Here is a 12,124-nt window from a genome sequence, read left to right as displayed (position 1 = left end):
TATTATCTTCTAAAATGAAAAAACATTTGTCAAAATGGTCTTTTGGTGGTCTAGGTGAAAGCTATAGATATAGTCGGTATAGCGTCTGTCGTGCCTGAGCAAACAGTTCTTAGCAGTGAAATTCTTGACGAAGGCAACCGTTAGTTTAAATAATTTGCTCAATAGTTATTTATTTGGGGATGGGGTAGTTTCTCTCTTACTACAAAGTAATGAAAATGAAAACGAATTTGAGTGTTTCCATCTTACTAATTATTCCTGTAGATACTGGAATCCTACATATGGATGAAGGGGGGAGTTATAAACCTCTTTATCACGGGTTTCCACAACACTATTTGAGTAAGGTCAGATAAAAAAACAGGCAATTTTTTATTAATTTCTTTTGGCGTTGGTTTTAGTGGCAGCATCGCTAAATGGCATCTTTAAGAAGGCTTGGATGTAAGTGGGTATTCATGAGAGCTATGCCTGTAACTAGTCGCAAAAGAGAGCTTTCTTAAGGTAACCACTATTTTCGCATAGCCTGAAAAGGAGTTGAGTGATGGGTGTGATTAAAGTTTTGTCATGTGGGGGATATCTTCCAAAAAGGATTATTGCCAATAAAGAGCTTGAATTAGAACTAGATACGTCCGATGCTTGGATAACGCAAATGACAGGCATCAAACAACGCCACATTCTTGCAGACGACGAAGATTTTATTGATTGTAGTTATCAAGCGGCACTAACTGCGATTACTCATGCCAATATTTCTCCTCAACAGATTAATCTTATTGTCATGGCAACGACGACTCCCTATCAAGTGATGCCTAGTAGTGCGGTAATGTTACAGCAGCGACTTAACATTCACCACTGTATCGCATTTGACATGCAGGCTGCATGTGCAGGCTTTCTTTATGGACTAGCAAATGCCTATTATTTGATGCAGGCTAATCCAGAGCTTGAATATGCTTTGGTTTTGGGGTGCGATGCTTTTTCCAAAATTATCAATCACCGCGATAGAGCAACGGGTATTCTATTTGGCGATGGTTTTGGTGCATTTTTATTGAAGCGAACAACAAACAATGAAAAAGGGATTTTTTATTGTAAGTTGGGTGCTGATGGCGCGGGAGTACAAGATTTGTACATTCCATGGGGGGTAGGCCAAGGAGCGCAGACAATTTCAAAAAATGAACCTTATGTCAAAATGAATGGTAAACAAGTTTTTAAAAATGCTGTTACTCGTTTTAATAATGAAATTAAACGAGCTTTAGAATGCACGCAGCTGACTATTGCAGATATTCAGCATATTATCCCACATCAAGCCAATATCCGCATTTTACAGACAGTAGCTTCGGCTGTAGAAATGCCAATAGAAAAGTTTATTATTTCTCTGGATAAACATGGGAATACCTCTGCTGCTTCTATTCCATTGGCATTTAATAAAGCTTATCAAGAAGGAAAAATTAAACGAGGAGATATAATTTTACTTTGTGGGTTTGGTGCAGGCTATACTTGGGGGACTGCTATCTTTGAGTTTTAAAGGTTTTAAACGTACTTTTTATTCACACGCAAATCTTATCTATTTAAGAGCAAGATCGAAATTTTGCTAACAATCCTAAGCAATCTAGTCACAATTCTTCTCCTCTAGACTATTTGTAGGTTACAATCTTGCCAATTTATTTTTTTTGCGTCCCTAATGCAGCTTAAAGAGTTAAAACTGGCGGGATTTAAATCCTTTGTTGATCCCACCATAATCCCTTTCCCAAGCCAATTGGTGGCCGTTGTCGGCCCTAATGGATGTGGTAAGTCAAACGTGATTGATGCAGTGCGTTGGGTAATGGGGGAAAGCTCAGCGAAGAATCTGCGTGGCGAATCAATGGCTGATGTCATTTTTAATGGCTCAACTCACCGTAAAGGGGTAGGACAAGCCTCTGTTGAGCTTGTTTTTGATAATAGTCTCGGACGATTGGCTGGACAATACGGCAGTTATCAAGAAATTTCTGTAAAGCGAGTAGTTAATCGTGATGGTGATTCCTTTTACTACTTAAACGGCAGTCGTTGTCGCCGGCGCGATATTACGGATATCTTTTTAGGAACTGGGGCAGGTGCACGAGGTTATTCTATCATTGGCCAAGGTACGATTTCTCGTATAGTAGAAGCTCGTCCTGAAGAGTTAAGAGCCTATCTTGAAGAAGCGGCGGGTGTGTCGAAGTATAAGGAGCGACGCCGGGAAACTTTGGTGCGTATTAATCATACTCGCGAAAATTTAGCGCGTGTCGCTGATATTCGTGACGAATTAGACAAGCAATTACTAAGGCTTGAGCGACAGGCCAAAGCAGCTGAACGCTATAAAATTTTGAAAGCAGAAGAGCGCCTATATAAGTCCGAAATTTTGGCTCTCAAATGGCAAGCACTTACGAGTGAGCAAGTAACTAAACAAGCTGTAATAAAACAACTCATGACGGAGTATGAAAATCATCAAGCCAATGCTGCGGAAGCGTTTAAACAAAGTACTTTATTTCGTGAAAAACTCCATGATGACAATGAAGTTTTTCAGCAAGTACAAACTAATTTTTATCAATTGGCTACCGATATTGCTCGCTTGGAGGAAACTATCCAACAAAGCCAACGCGAGAGGCAGCGTTTACAGATTGATCAGCAACAAATACAAATAGATTGGCAAGCGGCGACTAGTCAAATACAGCAAGACACGGAAATACTGCAAAGCAGCGAAGAGTCTGTGGGGGTTTTGCACGGCAATTGGCAAAATTTACAGGAGGAATTTGCCAATCAAGAGCAGTTATTACAAGATATACAACAGCAACAACTCATCTGGAATACTAAAACGCAAGCTACTCAGGATGAGCTTAATAAAGCTTTGCGTGAAACCCAAGTAGAGCAACTTCGTCTACACCATATTGCCCAACAACGTCAGCAGTTGTTGACAAGATTGGAAAAAATCGCAGAAGAGCAACGATTGGTTGAAGTGGAGGCGCTTGCAGAAACACTTCGAATACAGCAAGAATCCCTATTGTTGCTGACAACTCAAATGCAGGAGCAAGAGACAACTGAACAGCAAATTGCCGCAGAAGTGGCACAATATCGGGATCAATTATTAGAAACGGAAAAGCTAATTCTTAATTCACAGGATAATATTCATCATTTAACTACAAAACAGGCTGGATTATTTGCTGCACAGCAGGCTGCTTTGGGTCGCACAAAAGAGCTAATGAATTTAGAGTGTTGGGAAGAAAAATTACGCCTGGTTGAAAAGTTAACTGTTAGCAAAGAGTGGCAATATGCTTGTGAACTAATCCTCGGTGAAGGATTACAGGCTATTGTTTTAGATTCCTTGGATGAGTTGTTGATAAAAATCAATGAGATGCCAATTGATTCAGCATTATTTATTACTCAAGGAGAAGCGTCCCCCAAAGGGAATTACCCGCGATTAATTGATAAGATTACCGGTCTAAATCCAAGCTGGTTATATCCCCTCGAGAATATCTATGCGGCTGCTAACATAGAAGAGGCACTTTCTTGGTTACCAAATTTAAATGATATGGAGTCAGTTATTACTCCTGATGGCTATTGGTTGGCTAAGAAATGGGCGAAAATTGCCAAGCCTGAGAGTCAAGAGCAAACTGGGTTATTAGTGCGCCAAGAAGAGTTAGGGAAACTCACTGAAACATTGAGCGAGGCTCAAGATGATTTGTCTGGTTTAAAAAATAGGCGCGATCAACTACACCAGAAGCTTAAAGAGTCTGAACAACGTCTGGAAACTGCAAAACAGACGTTAATGAACTCTCGTGAAGACTACAAAGCCTATGAAATTGACATTCACAATAAAGAACGCGCTCTTTTACAAGCGGAAACCCGAAGAAATCTTTTAATGACTGAAAGTGAAGAACTTTCATTAACGTTAGAAGAGCTTGCGAGTGAACAAGATAGAGCAGAGTGTTCTTTATCTGCAGCGGTAAAAGCAACCAAGCAATATGAAGATGCGCAACAAGAATTAACAACTGGCAAAGCAAGTTGGGAGGAAATGCTACTGCAGCACCGTACTGCAGTAGATGAAGCAAGAACAGCCTTGCATCAAAGCCAGTTAGTCTATGACCGGGAAAAAATCAAAATTCAGCAGCTCACTGAAAATGTGAAACGTGAGCAATTGCGCTTGGAAACTTTAAATGAGCGAATGGAAATTTTGGCGACTCGCTTGGTTGCTTTGGAGACACCTGAAGCCGAGTTACAGGATAATTTGCAGACTAAAGTCTTGCAACATAGTGAACTAGAAACGCAATTAAGTCTTTGTCGGGAAAATTTAAATGCGTTGACGAAACAATTAGAGTCATTCGAGGCGCTCGGGCGCACGGAAGAAAAAAATGCCCGGATGATTCAGGAAAAAATGCAGCAAGAACAGATGCAAGAGCAAGCACTTGCCGTACGGGCCAGTGGTGTTGTTGAATCTTTGGCAGAATTGGATGTGAGATTGAAAGACCTCTTGGAAAATATTCCTGCCGATGTTTCCCAAGAATCACGCGAACAAGCCTTAGAGGAAGTTATTGATAAGATTAAACGATTAGGTGCTATTAATTTGGCAGCTATTGAGGAATATGACAGTGAGTTGCAGCGTAAGCTGCATTTGGATGAGCAATATCAGGATCTTACTGACGCATTGGCGACTCTTGATGCGGCTATCGAAAAGATGGATAAGGAAACTCATCAACGACTTAAAAATACTTTTGACGAAGTCAATACTGCATTTCAGGCGCTCTTTCCTCGCCTTTTTGGTGGGGGGCGTGCAATGTTAGAGTTAACTTGCGATAATCTGCTCGAAGCTGGTATTTTAGTGATGGCTCAACCTCCAGGCAAACGGAATAGTACAATCCATTTGCTCTCAGGTGGCGAGAAAGCAATGACTGCTGTGGCTTTAGTATTTGCCATTTTTCAATTAAATCCGTCACCCTTTTGTATGTTGGATGAAGTTGATGCGCCACTGGACGATGTGAATGTAGGACGATTTTGTGCTTTGGTAAAAGAGATGTCACAATTCGTACAATTCCTGTTTATCACCCATAACAAAGTAACCATGGAATTGGCAAATCATTTAATTGGGGTAACAATGCGTGAACCTGGAGTTTCGCGCATTGTTGCAGTAGATGTAGAACAGGCTTTGTCTATGAGCTCGTCTTAGAGTTCTTTATATAGGGGAGTAAAAAATGCAGGCGAATTGGAGTCTAATCCTTAATGTTCTGTTACTCATTGGAGTTGTGATTGCTATAGGGCGCATGATGAAAGCAAGACGTCAAAGCTTAAATCCTGTTAGTTATCAGCCATCATTAGGCCAAGGAGAAAATAAGTCTCTTGCTGATAATAAGCATTTTGATGACATTATTGCTGTACGCAAAGTAAAACATGACCTTCATGATGAAGAAGTGCAAAATAATGCCTTTGAGCAAACCATTTCGGCAAAGATGCCCACCATGGGGGAGTTAGAGGAAAAAAGTATAACGATGAATGAACCTGGCAAATCACTGATGATGTTTCTATTGGCCAAGGAAAATCGTCAGTTGGCTGGTTATGAATTACTACAGACAGTGTTGGCTGCCGGATTGCGTTTTGGCGAGGGTAATCTCTTTCATAGACATCAGCATGCGAATGGTCAAGGCCCAGTTCTTTGCAGTCTTGCTGCAGCGACGGCAAGTGGTGTATTTGATTTACAAAATATTGGTGCTTTTAGCGTGAGAGGTCTTTGCCTTTTTATGCAATCCTCAGGTAATTCAACCATCGATGCTGAACGCCTTGCTATCATGTATGAAACTGCAAAACAACTTCGTGATGGATTAGATACTCACTTGTTAGATGATCAACGTCAACCATTAACTGAAGCAAGTATTGCTCGTTATTATCGCATTCTCAATATTAGTGAGCCTTATGAGTTGCCCGCTATGGCTTAAATGTAATGCTGAGCAACTTACGTTAACTCTTAAAGTTAAACCTGGTGCTAAGCAAAATAAAATAGCTCTGGATGCCACGGGGGGCTTGCAGATTAGCCTGCAGGCTGTGGCAGAGGATGGCAAGGCTAATAAATTACTAATTCAATATTTGGCAAAAATATTAGGTATCCCACAGAAACAAATTTCTATCCTGCGTGGGACAACCTCCCGTAATAAAGTACTGCAGATAAAAGCTGCTGCGATTTCTCAAGAAGAGTTGCTAAAATGCCTTATGCAACTTACAATTAATAGGTAGAAAACTAATCGTAAACAATACCATCAGGCAGGTTGTCCAAATCAGTAATCCAATTACGGAATTTATAGCCATTCTATAGTTAATTACTTTGTCAATTAAATGCATTCCCATTAAAAAATTAGGGAGCTTTTATATGCGAACCTCACTCATTCGCTATTTCATGCTTCATGACCTCTGCAAGCGATGGGTAAATTTAACAGCTGATTTATTTTTCAACATAAAAATCAATGAATGTTCAATTTTTACCTGGTTTCAGGATGCGGGTATATTAAGGGAAAAGTGCTCTTCTCAGCAGATGATGGCAATTGGATATTTATTAGACGTATCAAACTACTGCGTTCCATCTGGGTAATAGTTGATGTACGCAGTAGTTTAATGTATTTTTTATACGGTAATTATAATATCTATATTGTTATTGAAGCCCTACATTCTCATTTGAGCTGGATTACTATGCTCTTCTATAAAGTCTGCCATCTTTTCATTACGGTTTTCTTGAGCCCACTGCATGGCAGTAAATCCCATGTAATCACTCAGTGTTACATCTGCTCCTTTCTCTACTAAGAGCTGTAACATCTCGAAATCATTGCGTTTGGCGGCAAGTAAAGCCGGTGAAGCTCCGTATTGGTCTTGAGAGTTCACATCACCATCATGCTTTTCTATTATCAATTGAGCCTGTCTACGATTGCCATCCATAATAGCCTCATGTAAGCTCCTATCTATTAGCCTGAATTGGTTTCTATCCGTCATTCTAATTCTCCATTATAAATGGCTTATTATATCAAATTTTAGTCTGCGTAGGATTTTTACCTACCTCCACCTCAGTCTCAGTCTCAGCTTTGGGAGATGTGCTAACTACAGGCGTCGGTGTTTTCTTTTGTTGCCAAAAAGTAGGCAAAACAGACACATCAAAGCTCATTTTAGCAGATTCTTTGATGTCAGGTAAAATAGCTGGCCTATTTGGGTTTGCATGTAACTCCTTGGCACTACATTTAAACAAACTCTGACATAGCTTATTGCCTGCTTCAGTATCAGGAATAAGTTTTGCCAACACTTCTAAAGCATGACTGTTATAAAGCTTTCCATTTCCCTGAGCTTCCTGAACCGCATTGTAATATCTAGCAAAAATTTCCATGCATAACGACGTATTTTGCTTGCTGACAAATAAATTCCTCGCATGCTCAGCACCCTCAAAATAATCTTTAGTTTGGTCACTATGTTTAGACATTCCTTCCTCTGAATGCCAGCTTGGGACATTGGTAAATACCCTCACTAAACTTTTAAAATGATAGTAACCATACTTCACATGATTAATTTCAACTTCAATAGGGGGTCTATTTTTATCTTCACTGGGTAATTTAAGACCTCCGGTTAACTCCACTACAGCAGGATCAGGAGGAGCCATACCCTGGCGCCAACTCTCTCGTTGGCAAGCGACAACAAGAGGCATCAAGGTGTAACGTTCATCCCCTAATTTGGCTGGGAAAAAATCGAACGTTTGACCAGGATTATATTTATCAGGAACTCGCACTCTATATGTGAGGCCGTATTGACACATGCCTTCACCAAAAGCGATGTCATATACTCCATTACAAGACTCACTTTTATGCCACTTATCTGAATTATACTTGGTACAATAATCAACCAATGTTTTTTCAAAGATTGCAGGTAGTTTGCTATCAGAACTTGTAAATACAAGCTTGTTATGTGCAGAAACATAAACTTCAGAACAGCGGCTTGCATTAAGTGCATCTTTATTTGCTGCAAACGTTAGCTCATACAATCGCTCAAAATCATTATTAGCCCAAGTAACATTAGAATCGGTCTGTAAACAAGGGTGTCCTGCATTATCGATAATGGTACGTGTTTTCACGATATCAGCAACGCTTCCCATTGATTTACAGTCTCTTAGAAAATCGAGCTCCGCTTTAGAGACTTTAGAAGATAAAAAATCTTTAATTATAATGTCTTTTCCATAGAATTGTTGTGCATCGTCAAGCATCTTTTGCTTTGCTTTTAAATAACTCGGAGAATTGTAATCTTCTCCTTTACTCCAATCTGGAATTAGAAACAGTGTAATTTCTACCTGTGGCGGGATGCCTCCTTTTTTTATGGAAGCTTTTTTAAGCCCCTCTTGCAGTCGCAAAACATCCTTTCTATTTTCCTCACTTAAAATTCCTGTGTAATATCCTGGATCTTTCTCTGTGCGTTTGGAGTAAAAGGTAATAGCTACCTTAGGCGAGCTATCTTTAAAGTTTTGAAGTTCTTTCTTCATTTGAGCCATAAGAATGAATCGCCAAATACGTGGTCAATATAAAACCATTATAGAGTAATTTTTATCGATTTGATTGTTATTTTTGCTTTTTATTGGTAAAGGAATAGAAAAGTTTTTAGAGGTGTGGCCTTAATACTCTTTTAAATGAAAGGAGTATGCAGATGACTTGATAAACAATTGTTACTGGTGAAGCTTAAAAAGGTGTAAAAGTCCTGTATTGCAAATTGCAGAATTGATGAAGAAAGTGAAACTGAAGAAGGTTAGATCTTGCAGCGGTTACTGTGCTTAGGTGAATGTCACCAAAAGTATTTTAGGCGTCTTAGTCGTTGCCAAGCTTGCTCACCATACCTTTTTTTGACTTTCAAAATTGTATTGTTAGCCGTGCAAGATTTTAACCACAATTTTATGGTAACAATTACTAAGCATCTCAACAATTGAAATAATCGTCTTTATTGTAAAGAAAATGAAAATCCCATTCATAATCCATCATCAACATTCTAATGCTAATGAGGATTCTCCTGATAGCGAGCATGAAATCCTAAATTGAACTAAATTTTCATCAATAAATTGTTTATTTCCTCTTTTACTTGGTTATTTTCATCAAGCCAATTCATTTCTCGCATCACTTGCTGGCTGCGTTTGCCACTACCTTGGTTTGATAATCCTTGAGCATGTCGTACTAATTCTTTTAAAGACATATCTTCGCTAATATAGCTTTTAGCAAAAAAACCATAGAGTCCACACCATGCCTTTTTGTCTGCAGTTAATTTTTCTTTGTATGCGTTTGTAAAAGAGTTTTTTAATCGCTCTACTTCTGCATTTAACTGTTCTGCAGTTACTTTTTCTTCCTCTGCAATCGCCTTAGATTTTTCTAGAACAAGATGGGTGTTTAAATGGTCGATGATGGGTTGGCGGCCATATTTTTTGGCAGTTCTCATGATGTCATCAATATCTTTTTGAGACAAGTCGGTGGGATTTTTATCCATGTGGAAAAAGTTGATGACTAAGTCGAGTGAGTCTACTGAAATAGCGGAACTAATGAGCTTAACAAAAATCTCATCGCTAATTTTATCCTTAACCTCACCCAAATTAGCAAGCAATTTATTAAGTGAATCAATTCCAAGTTCCCTTGCATGCTCTAGGGCTTGGTTTAATATTTCATCGTCATTTAACGCGAATTGAAAATCAGTTTGAATCCCTCTAACAAATTCCCAACTATCAGGTATATTTTGATAATTCATTTCAAGCATGGCGCAAGCAATACCATTAGCAAGATTTCTTAATCCTCTAAGAGGTTCCCAAAAAAGACCTGAGCTTTCTCTAGAGCCTGATTTTAAATCAGCTAGTGTTGGGACTAATGGCAGATTTATTCCACTAAAATCAGAGACAACGTCCCAAAACATGTAGCGTGCTACAGGTGGTTCTGTGGCGTCTGTAGACAATTCAAAGCAATAATGCTCACTGTCATCAAGAGAATTCAAAATGCTGATCGGTAATGAAAATGTGAATGCAATAGCATATTCATGAACGATTTTTTTAAGCATTTTTTGAGCAAACAGTTTATCCTTAAATTGCTCTCTCATGGCAATAAAATCAGGAGGAATGCCAATAACTTTCTGATCGCCTTTTTGATTATAAATGACAATCGATTCCTCTTGGCAAAGACTCTCAAAATCCCTTGTTACAAGAACATTAATTCTATAGTTCGGCTGTCCTGGCTCTTGAATCTCCATAGGAGAAACTTCAAAGCGTTGGGTTTTTAATCCTAAGCCATTGATTTCATCAAGAAGGAGTTTTTCAGTGAGAATTTTGTTATTCCATCCATCTTCACTTCGCCATTTGTGTGGAATAAAAAAACATTGGTTCGAGCCTTTAATTTTATAGACATTTTTCTCAGATCCGCCACCTACTCTTTCACAATCTGATTTTTTAATGACTGTACCATTCAAGACCAATGTAATATCTTGGTTCTCTGAAAAAAAGCGCTTTAGCCAATCTTTCATTTTTAGTTTAAACAGAAGGAGGAAGTGCATATATGATAACACTCGATCAAAAATCTATCAATGTGATGTTAAATTGACTGTTTTGCGACGATCGGTATAAGGCTCTGAATTGGACGTTCAAATCGGTATCGTAACTACTTCGGTTGCAGGCTTTGTGCTGTAATGTATAAAATTTGGTCATTGTCTGGTGAGTTAGCACAATAATCAGTACACTAAGCTTTTAATTATCTTAAAGTCCTATGAATTTAAATCATATTGCAAAGCTATTGGCTACTTCTTGCTCCAGCAACGAGGTAATTACGGGTGTTTGCACAGACAGTCGGCAGCTTAAACCCGGAAATTTATTCATTGCTTTAGTGGGCGAGCGCTTTGATGGGCATGACTTTATTGAAGAAGTTGCGGCTAAAGGCGCTGCTGCAGTTGTATGTAATCAAAAAAACAATAAGGTTGCGATGCCGCAATTGCTTGTCGATGATACCCTAAAGGCTTTAGGACAAATTGCTACCTATCACCGCCAAACAATGAATTGTCCAATCATTGCTTTAACTGGGAGCAATGGCAAAACCAGCGTGAAGGAAATGATTGCTTCCATTTTGCCTAAACCAGCACATGCGACCATCGGAAATTTAAATAATCATATCGGTGCACCTTTGAGTGTGCTGCAACTAAATTCCACACATCGTTATGCTGTTTTTGAGTTAGGGGCGAATCACATTGGGGAAATCGCTTATACTGCTGCAATCGTACAGCCTGATGTTGCTCTAATCAACAATATCGCACCAGCGCATATTGGTGAGTTTGGCTCAATTGAAGGAGTGGCGCGAGCTAAAGGTGAAATCTATCAAGCATTAAAAGGTGGTTGTGCGGTGGTTAATGATGATGATGCCTATGCGCACTTTTGGGACGATATTTTAGTCGGTAAAAAAGTATTGCGTTTTTCATTAACAAAGCCTGTTGATGTTTATGCACGAAATATTCACTTCAATGCGCAAGGCTTCGCTCAGTTCGATTTAATACTTCCCTCGGGACATGCTCAGGTGACATTGCAAGTTCCTGGTGAGCATACTATATCGAATGCTTTAGCTGCCGCTTCTTGTAGTTATGCTGTCGGTATTGCTTTGAGCGATATTGTTCAAGGCTTAAATAAATTTTGTGGTGTTCCTGGTCGAATGACATTTTTAAATGGTAAAAACCAATCCCTTGTGATTGATGATACTTACAATGCTAATTTACGTTCAGTGTTGGCTGCCGTCTCTGTACTGGCAAAACGTCAGGGGTACCGTATTCTTGTTTTAGGTGATATGGGAGAGTTGGGGGATTGGACCCAAGAACACCATGAAGAAATAGGCCATGTGGCACAGAAGCAAGGCATTGACTTATTAATGACTTGTGGTGTGTATAGTGCTCATACGAGTAAAGCCTTTGGTGTTAGTGCCAGACATTATAAAAACCAGGAAGATTTGGCTCAAGATTTGCTCGGTAAACTTGATGCTAACACAACAGTTTTAGTAAAAGGTTCGCGTTCTGCGGGCATGGAAAAAATTGTGCGTCAACTGGTGGGTTGAATCACTCAGAATATGATATGCTTGGCAATTTTTTGCGCGACCCTAAAATTGCGCGGGATATC

General features: G+C 39.3%; 8 protein-coding genes and 1 other RNA gene. 5 read left to right on the top strand and 4 right to left on the bottom strand.

The window, feature by feature from the left end:
- Window positions 1-535: 535 nt before the first annotated feature.
- From Lbru_RS14595 to Lbru_RS14580, 4 genes are all read left to right on the top strand, one after another.
- Window positions 536-1,513 carry a beta-ketoacyl-ACP synthase III gene (locus Lbru_RS14595; RefSeq protein ID WP_058442868.1) on the top strand — a complete coding sequence of 326 codons (978 nt, stop codon included), beginning with the start codon at window positions 536-538 and terminating at the stop codon, window positions 1,511-1,513.
- A gap of 156 nt (window positions 1,514-1,669) precedes the next feature.
- Window positions 1,670-5,164: a chromosome segregation protein SMC gene (smc, locus tag Lbru_RS14590; RefSeq protein ID WP_058442867.1), complete on the top strand. Its 3,495-nt coding sequence runs from the start codon at window positions 1,670-1,672 to the stop codon at window positions 5,162-5,164.
- Between the two features lie 25 nt (window positions 5,165-5,189).
- The gene (locus Lbru_RS14585; RefSeq protein WP_058442866.1) at window positions 5,190-5,927 is read left to right on the top strand and encodes a cell division protein ZipA C-terminal FtsZ-binding domain-containing protein; all 738 of its coding nucleotides are present in this window, start codon (window positions 5,190-5,192) and stop codon (window positions 5,925-5,927) included.
- Window positions 5,905-6,222 (top strand): DUF167 domain-containing protein, encoded by a 318-nt coding sequence (locus Lbru_RS14580; RefSeq protein WP_058442865.1) that lies wholly within the window; start codon window positions 5,905-5,907, stop codon window positions 6,220-6,222. The genes Lbru_RS14585 and Lbru_RS14580 overlap by 23 nt, the downstream gene beginning before the upstream one ends.
- Before the next feature lie 423 nt (window positions 6,223-6,645).
- Here Lbru_RS14580 and Lbru_RS14575 read toward each other — a convergent pair whose 3' ends face one another.
- The 4 genes from Lbru_RS14575 to Lbru_RS14565 form a co-directional block, all read right to left on the bottom strand.
- Window positions 6,646-6,969, bottom strand: a complete 324-nt coding sequence (locus tag Lbru_RS14575; protein WP_058442864.1) for an ankyrin repeat domain-containing protein — start codon at window positions 6,967-6,969, stop codon at window positions 6,646-6,648.
- 31 nt (window positions 6,970-7,000) lie between these two features.
- Window positions 7,001-8,494 carry a hypothetical protein gene (locus Lbru_RS14570; RefSeq protein ID WP_238583899.1) on the bottom strand — a complete coding sequence of 498 codons (1,494 nt, stop codon included), beginning with the start codon at window positions 8,492-8,494 and terminating at the stop codon, window positions 7,001-7,003.
- 245 nt (window positions 8,495-8,739) lie between these two features.
- Window positions 8,740-8,899: non-coding RNA, 6S RNA (gene ssrS, locus Lbru_RS16650), on the bottom strand.
- Window positions 8,900-9,042: 143 nt separating this feature from the next.
- A complete protein-coding gene (locus Lbru_RS14565; protein WP_131793550.1) occupies window positions 9,043-10,497 on the bottom strand; it encodes a hypothetical protein in 1,455 nt (484 codons plus the stop codon).
- Between the two features lie 239 nt (window positions 10,498-10,736).
- On the opposite strand from Lbru_RS14565, the gene Lbru_RS14560 reads away from it, so the two are divergent.
- Complete coding sequence (locus Lbru_RS14560; RefSeq protein ID WP_058442861.1) at window positions 10,737-12,062, top strand: UDP-N-acetylmuramoyl-tripeptide--D-alanyl-D-alanine ligase; 1,326 nt, start codon at window positions 10,737-10,739, stop codon at window positions 12,060-12,062.
- The last annotated feature ends 62 nt before the right edge of the window (window positions 12,063-12,124 follow it).

This window comes from Legionella brunensis (genome assembly GCF_001467025.1).
In the GTDB taxonomy this organism is placed as follows: domain Bacteria; phylum Pseudomonadota; class Gammaproteobacteria; order Legionellales; family Legionellaceae; genus Tatlockia; species Tatlockia brunensis.
The sequence above is the reverse complement of the archived record's forward strand: the minus strand, read 5'-3'. Positions and strand labels throughout refer to the sequence as shown.

Bases quoted from the DNA above. Each gene is read 5' to 3' on its own strand.
- Lbru_RS14585 (WP_058442866.1), top strand. From the start codon at position 5,190: ATGCAGGCGAATTGGAGTCTAATCCTTAATGTTCTGTTACTCATTGGA.
- Lbru_RS14565 (WP_131793550.1), bottom strand. From the start codon at position 10,497: ATGAAAGATTGGCTAAAGCGCTTTTTTTCAGAGAACCAAGATATTACA.
- Lbru_RS14580 (WP_058442865.1), top strand. From the start codon at position 5,905: ATGAGTTGCCCGCTATGGCTTAAATGTAATGCTGAGCAACTTACGTTA.
- Lbru_RS14575 (WP_058442864.1), bottom strand. From the start codon at position 6,969: ATGACGGATAGAAACCAATTCAGGCTAATAGATAGGAGCTTACATGAG.
- smc (WP_058442867.1), top strand. From the start codon at position 1,670: ATGCAGCTTAAAGAGTTAAAACTGGCGGGATTTAAATCCTTTGTTGAT.
- Lbru_RS14560 (WP_058442861.1), top strand. From the start codon at position 10,737: ATGAATTTAAATCATATTGCAAAGCTATTGGCTACTTCTTGCTCCAGC.
- Lbru_RS14570 (WP_238583899.1), bottom strand. From the start codon at position 8,494: ATGAAGAAAGAACTTCAAAACTTTAAAGATAGCTCGCCTAAGGTAGCT.
- Lbru_RS14595 (WP_058442868.1), top strand. From the start codon at position 536: ATGGGTGTGATTAAAGTTTTGTCATGTGGGGGATATCTTCCAAAAAGG.